The organism is Thioalkalivibrio sp. XN279 (genome assembly GCF_011089885.1).
Lineage (GTDB): Bacteria > Pseudomonadota > Gammaproteobacteria > Steroidobacterales > XN24 > XN24.
This window is the reverse complement of sequence record NZ_JAANBD010000029.1, coordinates 282,694-303,175: the sequence shown is the minus strand read 5'-3', so window position 1 is coordinate 303,175 and position 20,482 is coordinate 282,694. Positions and strand designations below refer to the sequence as shown.

At 70.1% G+C, this 20,482-nt stretch carries 18 protein-coding genes; 10 read left to right on the top strand and 8 right to left on the bottom strand.

Features of this window, described 5'->3' with window-relative positions; genetic code table 11:
* The first annotated feature begins 62 nt into the window (after window positions 1-62).
* Entirely contained in the window at window positions 63-1,325 is a 1,263-nt protein-coding gene (waaA, locus tag G8346_RS14285) for a lipid IV(A) 3-deoxy-D-manno-octulosonic acid transferase (protein WP_166052480.1), read from the top strand.
* 18 nt (window positions 1,326-1,343) lie between these two features.
* On the opposite strand, the gene G8346_RS14280 is transcribed toward waaA, so the two are convergent.
* From G8346_RS14280 to G8346_RS14270, 3 genes are all read right to left on the bottom strand, one after another.
* Complete coding sequence (locus G8346_RS14280; protein WP_166052478.1) at window positions 1,344-2,798, bottom strand: TolC family outer membrane protein; 1,455 nt, start codon at window positions 2,796-2,798, stop codon at window positions 1,344-1,346.
* A gap of 96 nt (window positions 2,799-2,894) precedes the next feature.
* The gene (locus G8346_RS14275; protein ID WP_166052476.1) at window positions 2,895-3,215 is read right to left on the bottom strand and encodes a rhodanese-like domain-containing protein; all 321 of its coding nucleotides are present in this window, start codon (window positions 3,213-3,215) and stop codon (window positions 2,895-2,897) included.
* Window positions 3,215-3,838: a protein-L-isoaspartate O-methyltransferase gene (locus tag G8346_RS14270; protein WP_370520667.1), complete on the bottom strand. Its 624-nt coding sequence runs from the start codon at window positions 3,836-3,838 to the stop codon at window positions 3,215-3,217. Before G8346_RS14270 ends, G8346_RS14275 begins: the two co-directional genes overlap by 1 nt.
* A 206-nt stretch (window positions 3,839-4,044) precedes the next feature.
* Between G8346_RS14270 and thiC the strand changes: the two genes are divergently transcribed.
* The 3 genes from thiC to G8346_RS14255 all read left to right on the top strand — a co-directional run bounded on the left by thiC (window position 4,045) and on the right by G8346_RS14255 (window position 10,346).
* Entirely contained in the window at window positions 4,045-5,937 is a 1,893-nt protein-coding gene (gene thiC / locus G8346_RS14265; protein ID WP_166052472.1) for a phosphomethylpyrimidine synthase ThiC, read from the top strand.
* Window positions 5,938-5,964: 27 nt separating this feature from the next.
* The gene (locus G8346_RS14260; RefSeq protein ID WP_166052470.1) at window positions 5,965-8,211 is read left to right on the top strand and encodes an EAL domain-containing protein; all 2,247 of its coding nucleotides are present in this window, start codon (window positions 5,965-5,967) and stop codon (window positions 8,209-8,211) included.
* Between the two features lie 116 nt (window positions 8,212-8,327).
* Window positions 8,328-10,346 carry a sodium-translocating pyrophosphatase gene (locus G8346_RS14255; RefSeq protein WP_166052468.1) on the top strand — a complete coding sequence of 673 codons (2,019 nt, stop codon included), beginning with the start codon at window positions 8,328-8,330 and terminating at the stop codon, window positions 10,344-10,346.
* A 115-nt stretch (window positions 10,347-10,461) separates the two neighbouring features.
* On the opposite strand, the gene G8346_RS14250 is transcribed toward G8346_RS14255, so the two are convergent.
* Entirely contained in the window at window positions 10,462-11,718 is a 1,257-nt protein-coding gene (locus tag G8346_RS14250) for a 6-phosphofructokinase (protein ID WP_166052466.1), read from the bottom strand.
* Window positions 11,719-11,876: 158 nt separating this feature from the next.
* On the opposite strand from G8346_RS14250, the gene G8346_RS14245 reads away from it, so the two are divergent.
* Window positions 11,877-12,521, top strand: a complete 645-nt coding sequence (locus G8346_RS14245) for an adenylate kinase (RefSeq protein WP_166052464.1) — start codon at window positions 11,877-11,879, stop codon at window positions 12,519-12,521.
* Between the two features lies 1 nt (window position 12,522).
* On the opposite strand, the gene rnd is transcribed toward G8346_RS14245, so the two are convergent.
* Window positions 12,523-13,644: a ribonuclease D gene (rnd, locus tag G8346_RS14240; RefSeq protein WP_166052462.1), complete on the bottom strand. Its 1,122-nt coding sequence runs from the start codon at window positions 13,642-13,644 to the stop codon at window positions 12,523-12,525.
* A 44-nt stretch (window positions 13,645-13,688) separates the two neighbouring features.
* Here rnd and G8346_RS14235 point away from each other — a divergent pair, with 44 nt between their 5' ends.
* From G8346_RS14235 to G8346_RS14215, 5 genes are read left to right on the top strand one after another with little or no spacing between them, the layout of a single operon-like run.
* The gene (locus tag G8346_RS14235; RefSeq protein ID WP_166052460.1) at window positions 13,689-14,255 is read left to right on the top strand and encodes a hypothetical protein; all 567 of its coding nucleotides are present in this window, start codon (window positions 13,689-13,691) and stop codon (window positions 14,253-14,255) included.
* Window positions 14,255-15,640, top strand: coding sequence for a UDP-N-acetylmuramate:L-alanyl-gamma-D-glutamyl-meso-diaminopimelate ligase (gene mpl, locus G8346_RS14230; RefSeq protein ID WP_166052458.1), 1,386 nt, complete (start codon window positions 14,255-14,257; stop codon window positions 15,638-15,640). The genes G8346_RS14235 and mpl overlap by 1 nt, the downstream gene beginning before the upstream one ends.
* Window positions 15,637-16,251 (top strand): flavin prenyltransferase UbiX, encoded by a 615-nt coding sequence (locus tag G8346_RS14225; protein ID WP_240901518.1) that lies wholly within the window; start codon window positions 15,637-15,639, stop codon window positions 16,249-16,251. Before mpl ends, G8346_RS14225 begins: the two co-directional genes overlap by 4 nt.
* A complete protein-coding gene (locus G8346_RS14220) occupies window positions 16,248-16,832 on the top strand; it encodes an LON peptidase substrate-binding domain-containing protein (protein ID WP_166052456.1) in 585 nt (194 codons plus the stop codon). Before G8346_RS14225 ends, G8346_RS14220 begins: the two co-directional genes overlap by 4 nt.
* A gap of 1 nt (window position 16,833) precedes the next feature.
* The gene (locus tag G8346_RS14215; RefSeq protein ID WP_166052454.1) at window positions 16,834-17,181 is read left to right on the top strand and encodes a DUF2007 domain-containing protein; all 348 of its coding nucleotides are present in this window, start codon (window positions 16,834-16,836) and stop codon (window positions 17,179-17,181) included.
* A 524-nt stretch (window positions 17,182-17,705) separates the two neighbouring features.
* Here the strand turns inward: G8346_RS14215 and hemL are convergent.
* Genes hemL through G8346_RS14200 form a run of 3 tightly spaced genes read right to left on the bottom strand, consistent with a single transcriptional unit; the run spans window position 17,706 to window position 20,457 of the window.
* Complete coding sequence (gene hemL, locus G8346_RS14210) at window positions 17,706-18,977, bottom strand: glutamate-1-semialdehyde 2,1-aminomutase (protein WP_370520666.1); 1,272 nt, start codon at window positions 18,975-18,977, stop codon at window positions 17,706-17,708.
* 51 nt (window positions 18,978-19,028) lie between these two features.
* On the bottom strand, window positions 19,029-19,679 hold the full coding sequence (gene thiE / locus G8346_RS14205) for a thiamine phosphate synthase (RefSeq protein ID WP_166052452.1): 651 nt from the start codon (window positions 19,677-19,679) through the stop codon (window positions 19,029-19,031).
* Window position 19,680: 1 nt separating this feature from the next.
* On the bottom strand, window positions 19,681-20,457 hold the full coding sequence (locus tag G8346_RS14200; RefSeq protein ID WP_166052450.1) for a hydroxymethylpyrimidine/phosphomethylpyrimidine kinase: 777 nt from the start codon (window positions 20,455-20,457) through the stop codon (window positions 19,681-19,683).
* Window positions 20,458-20,482 lie beyond the last annotated feature (25 nt).

Genomic DNA, 20,482 nt, shown 5'->3' with positions numbered 1-20,482 from the left:
ATCCGGGCCGGGCGCGGCGGACGCTGTGATACCATCGCCGACACCCTTCGGGTTCGGCGCCGTTGTTCCGTCTCTACGTCTTCATCTCCTACCTTGCGGTCCCTGTCGTCGCCCTGATCCTGTTCTGGAAAGGGCTGGGCAACCGCGCCTACTGGCGACGCTTCCCGGAGCGGTTCGGCTTCGGGCGCCCGCGGCTCGACCGCCCCTCCATCTGGGTGCACGCGGTTTCCGTGGGTGAGGTTGTCGCGGCCTCTGCCCTGGTCGAGGCCTTGTTGCGCGACTACCCCGGCATGCCCCTGGTGATGACCACGGCGACGCCGACCGGCGCGGCGCGCGTCAGCGAGCTGTTCGGCGATCGCGTGCTGCACAGCTACGCCCCGTACGATTCCCCCGGTTCGGTGCGGCGGTTTTTCCGCCGCATGCAGCCGCGCCTGGTGATCGTGATGGAAACCGAACTCTGGCCCAACATGTTCGCGGAGTGCGGCGCGCAGCGCGTGCCGCTGGTGCTGGCGAATGCCCGCATCTCGCCGCGCTCGGTGGGACGCTACCGCCGCTTCAGCAGCCTGTTTCGCGCGGCGCTGGCGCACGGCATCGTAGTGGCGGCCCAGAGCGAGCAGGATGCCGAGCGCTTCCGGCTCATCGGCGCCAATCCGGCCAACGTGGTCGTGGCCGGCAACCTCAAGGCGGACGTGGCGCTCCCGGATGCCCTGGTTGCGGCAGGCCGCGCGTTCCGGGACGAGCATGCGCCGTCACGCCCGGTGTGGATCGCTGCGAGCACCCACGAGGGCGAGGAGAAGGCAGCGCTGGACGCCCATGCGATCGTCACCGCACGAATCCCGGACGCCTTGTTGTTGCTGGTGCCGCGCCACCCGGACAGGTTCGGCGCGGTCGCGGAGCAGGTTGCTGACCGGCACGCGGCATTCGGGCGCCGGACGCTCGGGCAGGGTGCACGCGACGCCGAGCCGGTCTACCTGGTCGACACGCTCGGCGAGCTGCCGATGTTCTACGCCGCCGCCGACGTGGCTTTCGTCGGTGGCAGCCTGGTGGAGGTGGGGGGGCACAACCTGCTCGAGCCGGCCGCCTTGAGCCTGCCGGTGCTGGCCGGTCCGCACAACTTCAATGCCGAGGACATCGCCTCGATCCTGGCGGAGTCCGGCGGGCTGGAGATCGTGCCCGATGCGCAGCGGCTCGGCGCGGCGGTCACAGCCCTGCTGCTGGATACCGCACTGCGCGCAGAGCGCGGCGCCCGCGCCCGGCGGGTCTTCGAGCAGAGCAGCGGCGCGCTGGAGAAGCTCCGCGAGTTGCTGGCGCCGCTGCTGGCGTAGCGCTGAGGCTGTCGCCGCTCAGGGCGCCGGCTGGCTGGGCGTGGGCACCTGGTCGGCGGGCTTCAGCCAGCCATCGATTTCCCTGATGTCCGCCTCCTGCAATGTGCCCGCCGCCTGCTTCAGGAGCAGCGCGTTGACCAGGTAGGTATAGCGGCTGTTGGCCAGGTCGCGCTGGGCCTCGAACAGCTGGCGCCGCGACTGCAGGACGTCCACCGTGGTGCGCGTGCCGACCTCGAAGCCGGCCTCGGTGGCGCGCAGCGCGGTCTGCGCGGATTCCACGGCCTGGGTCAGCGCCTCGACGCGGCTGATTTCCGAGGTCACCGAGAGATACGCGTCGCGCGCGGCGCGCTCAGTCTGGCGGGCCACGCGCTCGAGCTGCTGCTGGCTGGCTTCATGACGGTAAGTCGCTTCGCGCACCCCGGCGCTGACGGCGCCGCCAGAGTAGATGGGCACGCGCACCTGGACGCCGTAGGCGTCCTGCCAGGAATCGCTGTCGGCCGGCAGGAAGGGCTGCGGGCCGGGATCCGGGTCGCCGGGCAGGACCACGGGGCTGTCCTGGCGCTCGGCCGTGACGCGCGAATTGCCCCGCGTGGCGAACAGCTCCAGCGCGGGATAGTGGCCGCTGCGCTGCAGGGAAATATTGTCGCGGCTGATGTCCGCGGCGATGCGGGCAGCCTCCAGGCTCAGGTTGCGCGACAGCGCCGTCTGCACCCATTCATCGACGTCGTCGGGCTCGGGCGAGACCAGCGGCGTGTCGGGGCCTGCGTCGGCGAGATCGTCGTAATACACGCCCGTGATTTCGCGCAGGAACTCGCGCGCGACGGCGTAGGTCCGCTTCGCCTCGATGACGCCGGCGGTGGCGGCGTCAAAGCTGGCCTGGGCTTCCTGCACGTCCGTGATGGCGGACAGGCCGACCTCAAAACGTTTCTCGGCCTGCTCCAGCTGGCGGCCGATGGCCTCGCGCGCGGCTTCCGCCGCTTCCAGGGTGGCGCGTGCGCCGAGGATCTCGAAATACCGGTTGGCGACACGCGCCATGAGGTCCTGCTCGGCGGCGCGGAACTCGGCTTCGGCCCGCGCCAGTTCCTTGTCGGCCTGGCGCAAGGCGACCCACTGGTCCCAGCGGAACAGGGTCTGGGTGACGCGCAGCTGCCAGTTGCGCAGCGGCTCCACTTCCTGGCGGAAGCCGGAAGACAACGTCACGACCTGCCCCGATTCCAGCCGCTGGGTGAAGGTCTGCGTGCCCGAGCTGGACGAGTGCTGGTAACTGCCGGTGGCCTCGATCTGCGGCAGCAGGGCGGCGCGCGCCTGCGGCTTCGCTTCCAGCGTGGCGGAACGATTCGCGGCGGCCTCGCGCAGGGTGGGGTCGCTGCGCAGGGCGTCGCGATAGGCTTCGAACAGGCTGGTGGCGCCGGCCTGGGAGGAGGCGAGCAGCGCCAGGGCCGCGAGCAACGAATACAGGCTGTTGAGCTTCATGGGCGATTCCTTGAATCTGCTGTTTGAGGCGCCGGTGATATAGTGAGATATATCACCATATCGCTGTCCCGGGAGCAAGTCCGGACCGGTGCAGTCTCAGTAGGGCGTCAGGCTGGGATCCACCTGCTGGGCCCATGCGAGGATGCCCCCGGCGAGGTTCCACACGCTGGAGAAGCCCTGCTGCTCGAGGAAGCGCGCCACCTGGGCACTGCGGCCGCCGCTGCGGCACAGCACCACCACCTCGCGCTCAGGCTCCAGCTCCCCCAGGCGGGCCGGAATGTCCCCCATGGGGATGTGCACGGCGCCTTCGACGCGGGCGATCCCCAGCTCCCAGTCTTCGCGCACGTCCAGCAACACGGGCGTCTCGCCCTTGTCGCGTCGCGCCACGAATTCCACCGGACTCATTTCCTTGATCATCAGAATACGAACTCCGCCGGCTGCCGCGCATTTTCCAGTGGCGGCAGGCAGGTCTCGAACAACTTGTCGGTCGTCCAGGCGTTCTCGCCATGGCGCGTCACCCGGAGCGCTTCCATCACTGGCGGCTTGCCCGCGACGAGGAACAGCCGGCCGCCCGGCCTGAGCAGGTGCGCGAAGCGCGGCTCGGCGACCGGCAGCGAGCCGTTCAGGCATATGACATCGAACTCGGGCGGGAATTCCATTGCCAGGCCGTCGCCTTCGACGACTTCCGCATTCCGGATGTCGAGGGCCGCCAGGTTGCTGCGCGCGGCCGCCGCCAGGGCGGGGTGCAGCTCGACCGAGGTGACGCTGCGGGCCAGCAGCGCGAGGCAGGCGGTCATATAGCCCGTCCCGGTGCCGATCTCGAGCACGTTGTCCTCGGCCTGCGGCAGCAGCGCCTGGAGGGCGCGGCCCTGCAGCTTGGGCGGTGCCAGCAGCTTGCCGGCGCCCAGCGGGATCTCGGCGTCCGCGTAAGCCAGCCCGCGCCATTCCGACGGGACGAAGCGCTCCCGCGGCACGGCGTCCATGACGTCGAGGACGCGCTCGTCGAGCACGTCCCAGGCACGGAGCTGCTGGCCTACCATTTGTTGTCTTGCAGTAGCGAGGTCCATTTGCGGAACGCTTCAGACGGGCCGCGCTGCGGCCGAGCGTGCTGAGGTTAGTGGCTGCCGCGGAGTGTGACAAGCGGCGGCGCATTGGATTATCGTGGCGCCTCTGCAGGGCGCCGGCGCGAATGGGTTAAGCTCTGCGGATTAAACGAGTCCCGTCGTTCCCGGCGGCAAGGAAAGACATGAGCGCAAGTCCTCGCGACGAACTCCGGGATCCGGCCCGCCTCGGCGACGCCGTGACGCAGCCCTATCCGGGCTCCCGCAAGATTCACGTCACCGGCAGCAGGGACGACCTGCGCGTGGCGATGCGCGAGATCAGCCAGACGCCGACACCGGCCGCCGGCGGCTCCCGGCTCAATCCGGCGATCGTGGTCTACGACACCTCGGGTCCCTACACCGATCCCGCGCACGGCGTCGACCTGTTGCAGGGTCTGCCCCCGCTGCGCGCGGCCTGGATCGCGGAGCGCGCCGACTCGGCGCCGCTGGACGATCGCAGCTCCGCCTTCGCGCGCCAGCGCGCACGCGACCTCGAGGCGGCGGCGCTGGCATTCCCCGGCGGGCGTAGCCCGCGGTGCGCGTTGCGTGGCCGGAACGTTTCCCAGATGCACTATGCGCGGCGCGGCATCGTGACGCCGGAGATGGAATACGTGGCGCTGCGCGAGAACGCCGATCTCGAAGCCCGGCGCGAAGCCTACGCCGCGGCCGGCCTGCTGGCGCGACACCCGGGGCAGTCCTTCGGCGCGCGCCTGCCGGCGCAGGTCACGCCTGAGTTCGTGCGTGCCGAGGTGGCCGCGGGACGCGCGATCATCCCCTGCAATCTCAACCATCCCGAGCTCGAGCCGATGATCATCGGGCGCAACTTCCGCGTGAAGGTGAACGCCAACATCGGCAACTCGGCCGTGACCTCCTCGATCGCGGAAGAGGTGGAGAAGCTGGTGTGGGCCATCCGCTGGGGCGCCGACACGGTGATGGACCTGTCCACCGGCAAGCACATCCACGAGACGCGCGAGTGGATCATCCGCAACGCGCCGGTGCCCATCGGCACGGTGCCGATCTACCAGGCGCTGGAGAAGGTCGACGGGCGCGCCGAGGAACTCACCTGGGAGCTGTTCCGCGACACGCTGGTGGAGCAGGCGGAGCAGGGTGTGGACTACTTCACCATCCACGCCGGCGTGCGCCTGCCCTTCATTCCCATGACGGCGCAGCGCGTCACCGGTATCGTGTCGCGCGGCGGCTCGATCATGGCGAAGTGGTGCCTGGCGCATCACCGCGAGAACTTTCTCTATACCCACTTCGAAGAGATCTGCGAGATCATGGCGGCCTACGACGTCGCCTTCTCCCTCGGCGACGGCCTGCGCCCCGGCTCGATCGCGGACGCCAACGACGAGGCGCAGTTCGCGGAGCTGGAGACGCTGGGCGAGCTCACGGCGAAGGCCTGGGAACACGACGTCCAGGTCATGATCGAGGGTCCCGGCCACGTGCCCATGCAGCTGATCCGCGAGAACATGGACAAGGAATTGTCGGCCTGCGCGGAGGCGCCGTTCTACACCCTCGGCCCGCTCACCACGGATATCGCGCCGGGCTACGACCACATCACCTCGGCCATCGGCGCGGCGCAGATCGGCTGGTACGGCACGGCGATGCTGTGCTACGTCACGCCGAAGGAGCACCTGGGACTGCCCGATCGTGAAGACGTGAGAGAAGGCATGATCGCCTACCGCATCGCGGCCCATGCCGCCGACCTGGCCAAGGGGCATCCCGGCGCGCAACTGCGCGATAACGCCCTGTCGCAGGCGCGTTTCGAGTTCCGCTGGGAGGACCAGTTCAACCTCGGCCTCGACCCGGAGCGCGCGCGCGAGTACCACGACCAGACGCTGCCCAAGGAGGCGCACAAGCTGGCGCATTTCTGTTCCATGTGCGGACCGCAGTTCTGTTCCATGAAGATCACGCAGGAAGTGCGCGAGTACGCCGCTTCCCGTGGGCATGCCAGCGTGGACGAGGCGCGCCAGCGCGGCATGGCGGAAAAATCGGTCGAGTTTCGCCAGGGGGCAGCCAAGGTCTACCGGCCGGGCTGAGGACAGGCGCAGGGGGAGGCAACAGGAATGCCAGTGCTCGAAACCGCCACCATTGCCGTCGCCGCCGGGGCGCTCGCATGGCTCGGCGTGTCGTTGTGGCGCCGGCGCGGCGAGCCGCGCGAGGAACCAGGCGCCGGCTCCATGTCCATGTCGGCAACGCAGGGCAAGCTCATCCCACTGCCGCATCGCGCCAGCGGCGGAGCCTCTCCGCAGGGGCCGCGCCCCGGGGTGTCCGTGGGCGACCAGCACCTGTTCCTGAGCCTCGCCGAGCGCGTCAGCGACGCCGTGCTGTTGCACGACGACGACATCCGCTACTCGAATGCCGCGGCCGAGGCCCTGCTGGGCGCCGGCCGGCCGCTGGTCGGTCGCCGCTTCGCCGAGCTGGTCGATGCGGGCCAGGAAGAATCATTCGCGGCCTGGCTCAACGCACGCCGGGCGGGGCGCCAGTCGGTGGTCAGCCTGCGGCTGCGCGATGACGACGGCGCGACGCTGAACTGCGAGCTCTCCGGCTTTCCCGTGGCGGGCGCGGACGGCGCCCTCGGCACGGTGGTGCGGCTGTCGCGCGAGGAATTGATGCGCTCGGTGCGGCGCGAAGGCGCCGAGCTCGCCGAGGCGACCCTGGACTCCATCAGCGAGGGCGTGATCATCACTGACACGCGCGGGCAGATCGAGTACCTCAACTCGGCGGCCGAGAGCATGCTGGGGTGCAAGGTCGACCAGGCGCGTGGGCGTGTGCTGGCTGATCTCGCGGCGCTGGTCGAGGAAGGCGACCGGCGCGCCCTGCCCGATCCCGTGCACCGCTGCCTGGATGAGCGCCGTCGCATCGATCTCGGCCGCCGGGCCCTGCTGGTGGCCAGGGCGTCCGGCCAGGAACTCTCCGTGGAGATGCGCGCGTCTCCCATCCGCAGCAGCCATGGCGGCCAGCCGACCGGCTGCGTCATGGTGCTGCACGACGTCTCCGAGCTGCGCGGCATCACGCGCCAGATGTCCTACCAGGCGAGTCACGATCCCCTCACCGGCCTGGTGAACCGGCGTGAATTCGAGCGGCGCCTGGAAGAGGCCTTGCAGGACGCGCGTGCGCGCAGCGCCAGCCACGTGTTGTGCTATCTCGACCTCGACCGTTTCAAGGCCGTCAACGACACCAGCGGCCACACCGCCGGCGACAACATGTTGCGCGAGCTGGCGGGGATCCTGAAAGAGAAGGTGCGCGACTCCGACGTGGTGGCGCGCATCGGCGGCGACGAGTTCGGGTTGCTGCTCATGGGCTGCCCGCTGGAGAAGGCGCGCCAGATCGCGGACGATGTCTGCGCAGCGGTGCGCGATTTCAATTTCGTCTGGCGCGACAAGATCTACAGCGTGGGCGTCAGCGTCGGCCTGGTGCAGATGGCCAGCGAGAGCGGTTCCATCGAGGATATCCTGAGCGCGGCCGATTCCGCCTGCTACATCGCCAAGCAGCAGGGGCGCGGGCGCATCCACGTCTACTCTTCGCGCGACGAGGCCGCGGCCCGGCAGCGCGGCGAGATCCTCTGGCTGCAGCGCCTGCAGGCGGCGCTGAAAGAGAACCGTTTCGAGCTGCGCGTGCAGCCCATCGTGGCCGTGGCGGGCCGTCCCGACACCGGTCCGGCCTTCGAGGTGTTGCTGCGGCTCAAGGACGCGGACGGGGTCGAGAGCCTGCCCATGGACTTCATGCAGGCCGCCGAGCGCTACCAGCTGATGCCGAACCTGGACCGGTGGGTGGTGCAGGCGACATTCGCGGCAGTCGGCTCGGGCGTGCTCAAGATCCCCGACGGCCGCAGCGTCGCCATCAATATCTCCGGCCAGACGCTCGGCGATCCGCAGTTCCTGGAGTTCGTGGTCGAGTGCCTCGACCGCGGCGCAGTGCGCCCGGAGCAGGTGTGCTTCGAGCTGGCGGAGGCCGCGGTGGCGTCGCACCATGCCCACGCGGCGCGCTTTATCGCCGTCATGCACGGGCTCGGCTGCACGTTCGCGCTGGACGACTTCGGCAGCGGCCTGGGCTCCTTCGCCAACCTCAAGCAGTTGCCGATGGACTACCTGAAGATCGACGGTTCCTTCATCCGCGGTCTCGGCAAGGACGACGTCAGCACCGCGATGGTCACGGCCATGATCGAGCTGGCGCGTTCGCTCGGCGTGAAGGTCATCGCCGAGCACGTGGAGACCGAGCAGGCCTTCGAGATGGTGCGGGCGATGAAGGTCGACTTCGTGCAGGGCTATGCCATCGGCCGCCCGGTGCCCATCGGGGAACGCGCGGCCTGAGGCCACCGCCTCTCTCACAACCACCTCCCGTGTGTTTATAATGCTCAGGTTTTGTCAGCCCCCGGCCGGGGGTGGGCGCGTTTGGCGCACTTGGGGAGACTTGGAGAACAACCATCATGTTGATTGAATACGGCTTGATAGCGGCGCTTGCTTGCGCCGTGCTCGCGCTGGTTTACGGCGCGTGGTCAGTGGGCTGGGTGCTCAAGCAGCCCGCCGGTAACGCGCGCATGCAGGAGATCGCGGGCGCCATCCAGGAGGGCGCGCAGGCCTACCTGAACCGCCAGTACAGCACCATCGGTGTCGTCGGCGTCGTGCTGTTCGTCATTGTCGGCTTCGTGCTGAGCTGGGGCACCGCCATCGGCTTTGCCATCGGCGCGCTGCTGTCCGCGGCGGCCGGCTACATCGGCATGTTCATCTCGGTGCGCGCCAACGTGCGCACGGCAGAGGCGGCGCGAGGCGGCCTGGCGGCGGCCCTGCAGGTGGCTTTCCGGGGCGGCGCCATCACCGGCTTGCTGGTGGTTGGCCTCGGCCTGCTGGGCGTTGCGGGGTACTACATGGTGCTGCTGCAGTTCGGCGACGTCGAGTACGCCGTGCAGGCGCTCCTCGGGCTGGCCTTCGGCTCGTCGCTCATCTCCATCTTCGCCCGTCTCGGCGGCGGCATCTTCACCAAGGGCGCCGACGTCGGCGCCGACCTGGTGGGCAAGGTCGAGGCCGGCATTCCTGAGGACGACCCGCGCAACCCGGCCGTGATCGCCGACAACGTCGGCGACAACGTGGGCGACTGCGCCGGCATGGCCGCGGACCTGTTCGAGACCTACGCCGTGACCATCATCGCCACCATGTTCCTCGGCGTGGTGATGGCTGCTTCCGTCGGCGCCAACGGCGTGCTCTTTCCGCTGGTGCTGGGCGGCGCCTCGATCGTCGCCTCCGTGATCGGCACCTTCTTCGTCAAGACCAGCGAAGGCGGCAAGATCATGAATGCCCTGTACAAGGGCGTGATTGTTTCCGGCGTCATCGCCGCGGCGGCCTTTTATCCGATCACGCAGTCGCTCATGGCGGACTCGCCGCTGGGCGCGACCAACCTGTTCCTGTGCGCCTTGGTCGGCCTGGCGCTCACGGCCGCGATGGTTGTGATCACCGAGTACTACACGGCGACGGAGTACGGCCCCGTGCGCACGGTGGCGGCGGCCTCCGAAACCGGTCATGCGACCAACATCATTGCCGGTCTCGCGGTCTCCATGAAGTCCACCGCCCTGCCGGTCATCGCTGTCTGCCTCTCGATCTGGGCCAGCTACACCCTGGGCGGCCTCTACGGCATCGCTATCGCCGCGACCGCCATGCTGTCGATGGCAGGCATGATCGTGGCCCTGGACGCCTACGGCCCGATCACCGACAACGCCGGCGGCATTGCCGAGATGGCTGAGCTGCCCAGCGAGATCCGCGACATCACCGACCCGCTGGATGCCGTGGGCAACACCACCAAGGCCGTGACCAAGGGTTACGCCATCGGCTCCGCCGGCCTGGCGGCGCTGGTGCTGTTTGCCGACTACACCCACAAGCTCGAGGCCTATGGCAAGGGTGGGGAGTTCCTGCTCGATAACCACATGGTCATCATCGGCCTGTTCATCGGCGGCTTGATCCCCTTCCTGTTCGGCGCCATGGCGATGGAAGCCGTCGGCCGCGCCGCCGGCTCGGTGGTCAACGAGGTACGGCGCCAGTTCCGCGAGATCCCGGGGATCATGGAAGGCACAGCCAAGCCCGACTACTCGCGCGCGGTGGACCTGCTGACCAAGGCGGCTATCAAGGAGATGATCGTGCCCTCGCTGCTGCCCGTGGCGGCGCCGATCGTGGTCGGCTTCGTCCTCGGCAAGGAGGCGCTCGGCGGCCTGCTGATCGGCACCATCGTCACCGGCATCTTCGTCGCGGTGTCGATGACCACCGGCGGCGGCGCCTGGGACAACGCCAAGAAGTACATTGAAGACGGGAACCATGGCGGCAAGGGTTCGGAGGCCCACAAGGCCGCCGTGACCGGCGACACCGTCGGCGATCCCTACAAGGACACCGCCGGGCCGGCCATCAACCCGCTCATCAAGATCATCAACATCGTCGCGCTGCTTCTCGTCCCCATCCTCTAGCAGCGCGCCGCGGGGCGCGGACACGAAAGTTGCGGGACAGCGCCTGCCTCCCTCTTGGCTCAGATGCCTGCGAGTGAGACAGGCGCTGCCCCGCAACCCCGCCGCAGCGCGCCGCTCAGCCGCCCTGCCAGGGCGGCAGCTTCTTCGGCGCCAACCGGTTCTTCAGCTTCACGTACTGCGGCAAGCCGTTCTTGTAAGGCGGGTAGTCCTCGCCCTTGATGAGCGGCGCGAGGTAACGCCGGCACGCGGCCGTGATGTGGAAGCCGTCGGCGGTGATGTACCGCTTCGGCACTTTCTTTTCCACGTTGGCCACCTTGGCCAGGTCGGCCTGGCCGACCTTCCAGCGATAGGGCTCATCGGAGGTGCGCACGATGATCGGCAGCTTGCCGTGCACGCCGGCGAGCGCCATCTCCACCGCGGCCTTGCCCATGGCGTAGGCCTGCTCCACGTCCACCTTCGAGGCGATGTGGCGCGCCGAGCGCTGCAGGTAGTCCGCCACGCCCCAGTGGAACTTGTAGCCCAGCTTGCCGCGCACGAGCTCCGCCAGCTGCGGGGCCACGCCGCCGAGCTGGGCATGGCCGAAAGCGTCCTTGGTGCCCGACTCGGCGACGAAACGGCCGTCGGCACGACGGATGCCTTCCGAGGCCACGATGACGCAGCTGTCGTAGCGCTCCACGCTCTCGCGCACCTTGTCGATGAAGCGGTCCTCGTCGAAGGGCACTTCCGGGAACAGGATGATGTGCGGCGGCTCGCTGCGGTCCTTGCCGGCGAGCCCGCCGGCAGCCGCGATCCAGCCGGCGTGGCGCCCCATGACTTCGAGGATGAAGACCTTGGTGGCCGGCATGGAGGCGATGTCGATCCCGGCCTCGAGAGTCGAGACCGCCACGTACTTCGCCACCGAGCCGAAGCCGGGGCAGGTGTCCGTGATGGGCAGGTCGTTGTCGACGGTCTTGGGCACGCCCACGCAGGTGATGTCGTAGTCCATCGACTTGGCGACCTGCGCCACCTTGTTCGCGGTGTCCATGGAGTCGCCGCCGCCGTTGTAGATGAAGTAGCCGATGTCGTGGGCGCGGAACACCTCGATGAGGCGCTGGTACTCGGCGGCGCTCTGCTCGATGCTGCGGAGCTTGTAGCGCACCGAGCCGAAGGCGCCGCCCGGCGTGTGGCGCAGCGCCGCGATGTCCTTCGCCGACTCCTTGCCGGTGTCCACCAGTTCCTCGCGCAGGGCGCCGACGATGCCCATGCGGCCCGCATAAATTTTGCCGACGCGGCCGGGCTGCTTGCGGGCGGTCTCGATGACGCCGCAGGCCGTGGTGTTGATGACGGCGGTGACGCCGCCGGACTGGGCGTAAAACAGGTTCCGCTTCTTCATCCGGGCTCCTCTGGCAGGCATTTGCGGGGGCAGGGCAAGAATAGCGGATTCGCTGCGCCGTGGTCACAGGCGGCGGCAAGGTTTGACCGCGCCGCCCGCGGACGGCAAGCTTGGCGGCCAGGCCCGGCGACCGGCCTATGGAACCAGGAGAAAACTGCATGCGCATCGTTCTGCTCGGCGCTCCGGGCTCTGGCAAGGGCACCCAGGCGAAAAAACTCGTCGCAGACTACGGCTATCCCCAGGTGTCGACCGGCGACCTGCTGCGTGATGCCGTGGCGCGCGGCACCGAATACGGCCTCAAGGCCAAGGCCGCCATGGACGCCGGCCAACTGGTGTCGGACGACATCGTGCTCGGAATCCTCAAGGACCGCGTCGCCCAGCCGGACGCCGCCAACGGCTTCATCCTCGACGGCTTCCCGCGCAACCTGGCGCAGGCCCGGATGCTGGAGGAGGTCCTCGCGGAGCTCGGCCAGCCGCTCGACGCCGCGGTGCTGATGGACCTCGACTTCGACATCCTGCTCAAGCGCCTGACCGGGCGGCGCAGCTGCACCGGTTGCGGCCGCGTCTACAACATCCATTTCCTGCCGCCGCCCGCTGACGGCCGTTGCGAAAGCTGTGGCGGCGAGCTGGTGCAGCGTGCCGACGATCGCGAGGAGACCATCGGTCGCCGGCTCGAGGTCTATCGCAACGAGACCGCGCCCCTGGTCGACTACTACCGCGAGCTCGGCAAGCTCAAGGTGGTCGACGCCGACGGTTCCTTCGCCGAGGTATACGCGCGCCTGGTGGCTGCGCTGGGGCTCTGATTCAGCCCGGTGGCGCCGCGGCCGGCCCCGCGCGTTCCGCCATCCGCAGCAGCTCGTCGCCCGCCAGCGCGCGTCGCCATCCCTGCAGCAGGGCCAGGTCGCGCCGGCCGCGGACGAGCGCTTCGACGTCCTTGCGGGTTGCGACCATGGGTGCAGAAACCTGTGCCGATTCTGCAATCTCCCGCAGTCGCGCCAGGAGCTGTTTCACCAGCCGCTCCTGCGCCGGCTCGAGCCGGGCCGGGATGGACACCGCCGGCGGCGCCACGTCTGCTGCCGCCTGCAGCACATCCAGCAAGACACCGCCCAGCCGCTGCAGCGAGGCGCCGGGCAGGCGCGTCTCGCGCGCCAGCGCCTCGCGGTCGGGCGGATTGCGCTCGGCCAGCGCCACCAGGTCTTCGTCCTTGAGGATCCAGCGTCGCGGGCGGTCGCGGTCGCGCGCCTCGCGCTCGCGCCAGGCGGCGAGCGCAACCAGGCGGCCGAGCGCCGGCGCATCGAGCCGGCTGGCCCCCTTCACGCGTCGCCAGGCTCCGGCATCGTCGAAGGCGTAGAGATCCGGGTCGCACAGGGCTGCGCTCTCGGCCTCGGCCCACTCCAGGCGCCCGCGCTGCTGCAGCGCCGCGGCCAGGCGGTCGGCCAGCGGCAGCAGCCATTCCACGTCCGCTGCGGCATAGTGCAGCTGTTCCGGGGCCAGCGGCCGCCGGCTCCAGTCCGTCCGGGCGTGGTCTTTGGGCAGCGTCACGCCGAGCTCTGCGCCGGTGAGCTGCGTGTAACCGACCTGGTCGGGATGGCCGAGCATGGCGGCGGCGACCTGGGTGTCCCACACCGGCCCCGGGACCGTCTCCAGGTGGTCGTTCAGCACCTCGAGGTCCTGGCGCGCCGCGTGGAAGACCTTGCGCACGCCGGGGTCGAGCAATAGCCCGGTGAACGGCCCCGGGCCGCCGAGCGCCAGGGTGTCGATGCAGGCGATGCGTTCGCCGTCGGAGATTTGCAGCAGGCAAAGGCGTGCCCGGTAGGTGCTTTCGCGCACGAACTCGGTATCCACGGCCAGCCGTGTCGCGCCGGCCCAGTCGGCCGCCAGGGCCGCGGCTTCGGTTGCGGTGTCGATGAAGAGGTAATCAGTCATCGGGCGATTATCCCAGAATCTGCCGCGGGCGCAGGGGCGCGGGTATGATGCGCAACCATGAGCACCGAGGCCTGCCGACAGTGATCCGGCTCTTTCTCGACATCGCCATGCACCGCAAGGGCCCGCAGGACGTGCCGGCGGAGCGGGGCGTGTTCGTGTTTGCCCTCGGGGCTTACCTGCTGGCCGGCGCCGCTGCACTCTGGCCCACGGCGTCCGGGACGCGCGAGGTGTTCGGCCAGCTCATCCTCGACCTGGTGCTGATCGTCGCCGTGTGCGCGGCCCTGCTGGCGTTGACCGGGCGGGCCGCGCGGCTGGGGCAGACCCTGGCGGCACTGTTCGGCACCGGCGCCCTGCTGAGCGCCGCGGCGCTGCCTTTCGTGTGGCTGCTGGCCGCGACCCTCGGCGGCGTGGAGACGATGCCCGAGACGATCCCGCCGGCGGCAGCGCTCAGCAGCATCGCCCTGTTCGGCCTGCTGCTGGCCTCGCTGCTGGTCACGGGCCATATCCTGCGCCACGCGCTGGACTGGAGCTATGCCGGCGGCGTGATGGCCGCCACGGCGTATTTCGCCCTCAGCACGTTCGTCTTCCGCAGCGTGTTCCCGGTGTCCTGATGCACGTGCACATTCTCGGCATCGGCGGCACCTTCATGGCCGGCATCGCCGCCCTGGCGCGCGCCCGCGGGCACCGCGTCACCGGGTCCGACCGCGCCCTGTATCCGCCCATGAGCACCCAGCTGGCGGCGCTCGGCGTCGAGATCATCGAGGGTTACGACAACGACCGGCTCGAACCGGCGCCGGACTGCGTGGTGGTCGGCAACGTCATGCGCCGCGGCATGCCGGTGGTCGAGCGCCTGCTCGACTCGGGACTGGCGTACTGCTCGGGACCGGAGTGGCTGGCGCGCGAACTGCTGCACGAGCGCTGGACGCTGGCCGTGGCGGGCACGCACGGCAAGACCACCACCACCAGCATCCTCGCCTTCCTGCTCGACGCGGCCGGCCTCGAGCCCGGTTTTCTCGTCGGCGGCATCCCGGCCGACTTCGGCGTCTCGGCGCGTCTCGGCGCGGCGCCCTTTTTCGTGGTCGAGGCGGACGAATACGACACCGCCTTTTTCGACAAGCGCTCCAAGTTCGTGCATTACCGCCCGCGCACGCTGGTGCTCGGCAACCTCGAGTTCGACCATGCCGACATCTTCGACGACCTGGGGGCCATCCAGCGCCAGTTCCATCACCTGGTGCGCACCGTGCCGGGCTCCGGGCTGATCGTCAGCAAGGCCGGCGACGCGGCCCTCGAGGAGGTGCTGGCGCAGGGCTGCTGGACGCCGGTGGAGCGCTTCAGCGGCCCGGGGCAGGCGCCCCCGCAAGGCGCGCACGCTGCGCGCCTGGTGCCGGGCGGCTTCGAGGTTATCGATCCGGCGGGAGACGTGGCGGCGGTGGTGCAGTGGTCCATGCCCGGTGCGCACAACGCCGAGAACGGGCTCGCCGCAATGCTGGCGGCGCGCCACGCCGGGGTGCCGCTCGAGGTCTCGGCCCGCGCCCTGGCGCGCTTCCGCGGCGTAAAGCGGCGCCAGGAGTGGATCGGCACGGCCGCCGGCGTCGAACTCTACGACGACTTTGCACACCACCCTACGGCCATCGCGCGCACGCTCGAGGCCATGCACGGCGGGGCGGAGGGGCGGCGCCTCGTGGCGGTGCTGGAACCGCGCTCCAACACCATGCGCATGGGCGTGCATGCGGCGGCGCTGGCGCCGTCGCTGGCTGCGGCGGACGCGGTATACGTGTACGCGCCGGCGGAGCTGGACTGGGATGCCGCCGGCGCCCTCGGCGGGCTGGGCGAGCGTGTCCGGGTGTGCGCGGCGCTGGAGGAGCTGGAAGCTATACTCGAGGCAGACCTGCGCCCCGGCGATCGCGTCGTGGTGATGTCGAACGGCAGTTTCGGCGGCTTGCACGGGCGCCTGCTGCACGCGCTGCAAACACGGGAACAGGGCGGGAAAGAATGAGTCTGCACGTCGCGTTGGCGATGACCGGGGCCTCGGGAGCGCAATACGGCCTGCGCCTGCTGGAATGCCTGCTCGCGGGCGGCTGCCGCGTGAGCCTGATGATCTCGAAGCCGGCCCAGGTGGTGATCGGCATGGAGACCGACCTGGCGCTGCCGGCGCGCAGCGCCGACATCCGCCGCTTCTTCTGCGCGCGGCACGGCGTGGACGAGGCGCAGCTCCAGGTCTACGGTCGCGAGGAGTGGACCGCGCCGGTCGCCAGCGGCTCGGCGGCGCCTGACGCGATGGTGGTCTGCCCCTGCACCACGGCCACCGTGTCGGCGCTGGCGACCGGCGCCAGTCGCAGCCTGATCGAGCGTGCCGGCGACGTGGTGCTGAAGGAGCGCCGGACGCTGGTGCTGGTGGTGCGCGAGACGCCGTTCTCGGCCATCCACCTGGAGAACATGCTGACCCTGGCGCGCGCCGGCGCCGTGATCATGCCCGCCAACCCGGGCTACTACCATCGCCCCCGGACGGTGGACGCGCTGGTCGACTTCGTCGTCGCCCGCGTGCTCGACCACCTCGGCCTGCCGCAGCACCTGGTGACGCCCTGGGGCATGGACGGGGCGTCATGAGCGCGCCGCTCGAGCTGCCGCTGTTCCCGCTGCAGACCGTGCTGTTCCCGGGCGGCCCGCTGCCGCTCCGGATTTTCGAGCCGCGCTACGTCGACATGATCGGGCGCTGCATGAAGTCCGGCGTCGGCTTCGGCGTCACGCTCATCAAGAGCGGGCAGGAAACCGGCGCGGCCTCGATGCACGATTTCGGCACGGTGGCGAACATCGTCGACTTCGACCAGCTCGCGGACGGCACGCTCGGCATCGTCGTGCTCGGCAGCACGCGCTTCATGGTGCGCTCCGTGTCGCGGCAGCCGGACGGCCTGAACGTGGGCATGGTGGAGCTGCTGCAGGACGAACCGGTGGTGGCGCTGCCGACGCGTTTCGCCGACATGGCGCGCCTGCTGGAGAGCGTTTTCGAGGACCTCGGCCCGCAGTACCAGCACGTCCAGCCACGCTTCGACGACGCCGGGTGGGTCGGCTGCCGCCTCGCCGAGCTGCTGCCCATCGACCTCGAGCACAAGCAGCACTGCCTGGAGCTGTTCGATGCGGTGAAACGGCTCGAGTACCTCGAGCCGCTGCTGAAGAGCCTGGGGCGCTGAGGTGAGCGGTTTCGCGGGACACGGCTCGGGTGACAGCCGCGCCTTGGTGTGCGTGCAACGCGGCACGGATCCCATCGAGGCGGCGTTGCTGCAAGGCCTGCTCGAGAGCGAGGGTATTGCCGCCACGGTGACGGGCGCCGACCTGGTGGGCGGATACAGCGGCGTGCCGAAGGTGTGCGACGTGCGCCTGCTGGTTGCCGCGCGCGATCGTCTCGCGGCCGTGGCGGTGCTGGAGCGCTACCGCAGCGAACGCCCGGCGGAAGGGGAGTGGACCTGCTCCGGCTGCGGCGAGGTCAATGCGTCGAGTTTCGAGAGTTGCTGGAATTGCGCGCGGGAGCGCGGCGCCTGACCGCCCCCCTCGGCCTCTGACCCGCCCGCGTACTCGCCGCGACGTCTGCCCGGCCGCGCTCGCGGACCGGCCATCCCCGACTGCCGCCCGCCCGCGCTCGCGGACTGTCATCGCCTCCCCTCCCTCGGAAATCTTTATCTCGCTCGGTGAGGCGATGACATCCCGCGGCGCTGCGCTGCTGGTTCGCATGACTTTGCGGGTGCGAGGTGGGCGACGTGCCTGGGCGATCGCCCCGGGCTCCGGCCAAGGTGGCTGGCGCCCGTGATCCGCAGGCAGACGCCGCAAACGCAGCGAATGCGACACAGGATTGGCCGGGTGCGGGTCAAGCCCGGCGCGCCCGCCTCGACGCGACGCGCTCGGGAGGCTTCCTGGACCGGCAAGGCAGCGGCGAAACGCGTGATGCGCCACTCGAGGGCATCTCCTTTAACCGAGAGGGGCGCATCACGCGGTCGCGCCGCGGACGGGTAGCCGGAGCCACCCCGTGCCGTCGCGCCGCGGACGGGTAGCCGCGGTCGCCGGGGCGGTCAGCCCTTCAGCTTCTGCATCACCCGCCCGGCGGCCGCGATGGTGGCGTCGATGTCCTCGTCGGTGTGGGCGAGGGACACGAAGCCGGCCTCGAAGGCCGACGGGGCGAGGTAGACGCCCTCGTCCAGCATGCCGTGGAAGAAGGCCTTGAAGCGCTCCTGGTCGCAGGCCATCACCTGGGCGAAGGTCTGGACCGGGCCATCACCGCTGAAGAACAGGCCGAACATGCCGCCGACGGAGTGGCCGGTGAAGGGGATGCCGGCGGCATCCGCAGCCGCCTGGATTCCCGCCACCAGCCGCTCGGTGCGGGCGCCCAGTTCCTGGTAGAGCTCGGGCTGCAGGCGGTCGAGGGTGGCGATGCCGGCATGCATGGCGACCGGGTTCCCGGACAGCGTGCCGGCCTGGTAGACCGGGCCCAGCGGGGCGATCTGCTCCATCACCTCGCGCTTGCCGCCGAAGGCGCCCACCGGCATGCCGCCGCCGATGATCTTGCCCAGCGTGGTCAGGTCCGGCTTGACGCCGGAGATCTCCTGCACCCCGCCGCGCGCGACGCGGAAGCCGGTCATGACCTCGTCGAAGATCAGCACGGCGCCGTGCTGGTCGCACACTTCGCGCAGTCCCTCGAGGAAGCCGGGCGCCGGCAGCACCATGTTCATGTTGCCGGCGATGGGCTCGACGATGATGCCGGCGATCTCGGCGCCGATCTCGTCGAATACCTGCCGCACTTCTTCGAGATCGTTGTAGGTCAGCGTGATGGTGTGCTGCGCCAGCGAGGCGGGCACGCCGGGGGAGGTCGGCACGCCCAGCGTCAGTGCGCCGGAGCCTGCTTTCACCAGCAGCGAGTCCGAGTGGCCGTGATAGCAGCCTTCGAACTTCACGATCTTGTCGCGCCCGGTGTAGCCGCGCGCCAGGCGAATCGCGCTCATGGTCGCCTCGGTGCCCGAGCTGACGAAGCGCACCAGCTCGATCGACGGCATGATTTCGCACACGCGCCGTGCCAGCTCCGTCTCGATCGCAGTCGGCGCACCGAAGGACAGGCCGTCCAGCGCCGCGGTGCGCACGGCCTCGATGACGTCGGGATGCGCGTGGCCGAGGATCATCGGGCCCCAGGAGCCGACGTAGTCAGTGTAGCGGCGCCCGTCCTCGCCCCAGATGTAGGGGCCGGCCGCCTTGCGGATGAACACCGGTTCGCCGCCGACGGAACGGAAGGCGCGCACGGGTGAATTGACGCCGCCGGGGATGTAACGCTGGGCTTCCTGGAACAGGTTCACGATGCCGGGTCTCCTGGATCTGGGCCGGCGCGGAGGCGCGCGGCAAAACCGTTATTTTATCTGCGCGCGCCCGCGCTCGCAGGCTGCGGAAAGTACTTGCGCTGCGCTGCGCGGGTCCGGGTCTGCGAACAGGTCGCGGATCACCGCCACCGCATGCGCGCCCGCGGCGATGGTGGCGGCCGCATTGTCGCGGTTGATGCCGCCGATGGCGACCACCGGCACCGGCAGGGTTGCGGCAAGTTCGCCGAGCAGGGTCAACGGCGCGCGCACCGCGCCCGGCTTGGTGTCCGAGGGCCAGACGCTGCCGACGCCGACGTAGTCGGCCCCTGCTGCCGCCGCGGCATGGGCGCGCGCCGGCTCGTTGTAGCAGGACAGCCCGATCAGCCGCTCGGGCCCCAGCAGCTGCCGCGCCGACTCGATGTCGTCATCGTCGCGGCCCAGGTGGACGCCGTCGGCGCCGAGTGCTGCAGCAAGCACGGGATCGTCGTTGATGATGCACAGCGCGCCGCCGGCGCGACAGGCGGCCAGCACGAGGCCGGCGCGGCGCCGGCGCGTGTCGGCGTCGGCCGTCTTGTCGCGGTACTGGACCACGCGCGCGCCGCCGGCGACGACTGCAGCCACGGCCTGGCCGAGCACCGCCTCCGGCACCAGCTCCGGGTCGGTGATGGCGTACAGGCCGGGCGGCAGCGTCACGCGTCCCATGTCAGGCCGGGCGGCGCAGGGGGACGAGCTGGCCGCGTCCCGGGCGGAAGGCACGCTCGAGCCAGGTGTGCACCAGCGCCTGGGCCGCGGCCACCGCCGTGTCGACAGGGTCGCCCAGCGCGATGCGCGCGGCACAGGCGGAAGCGAGCGTGCAGCCGGAGCCGTGGAAGCCGCCCGCCAGGCGCGGCCAGCGGAAGACCCGCGGCGCGCCCGGGCCGTAGAGCGTGTTGACCACTTCCTGGCGGCCCTCGTCGGCCTCGTCGCCGCCCTTGGCCAGCACCCACTTGCAGCCCGCCGTCCGCAAGCTGCCGGCACGTGCAGCCGTATCGCCGGCTGCCGGCGCGAGGCGGCGGATCTCCAGCGCGTTGGGCGTCAGCAGGGTCGTGAGCGGGCACAGGCGGTCCAGCACCACGTCCACCAGGGCTTCCTCGGCGAGCCGCGCGCCGCCCGCCGCCACCAGCACCGGGTCCAGCACCAGGGGGATCGCCGGGTATCGCGCCAGCACCGTGGCGACGGCGTCGGCGATGCCTGCCGTCGCCAGCAGCCCGATCTTCACCGCCGCGACCGGCATGTCGGCCAGTACGGCCTCCGCCTGGGCGGCGACGAACTCCGGGGCGGCGGGTTCCACGGCACTGGCATTCACCGTGTCCTGCACGGTGAGCGCGGTGATCACGGGCGCGGGATGCGCCCCGGCCGCGGTGATCGCCTGGATGTCGGCGGCGATGCCGGCGCCGCCGGAGGGATCGTTGCCGGCGATGACGAGTACGGTGGGAGGCATGGCAGGCGTCCGGCTTGGGCTGGGG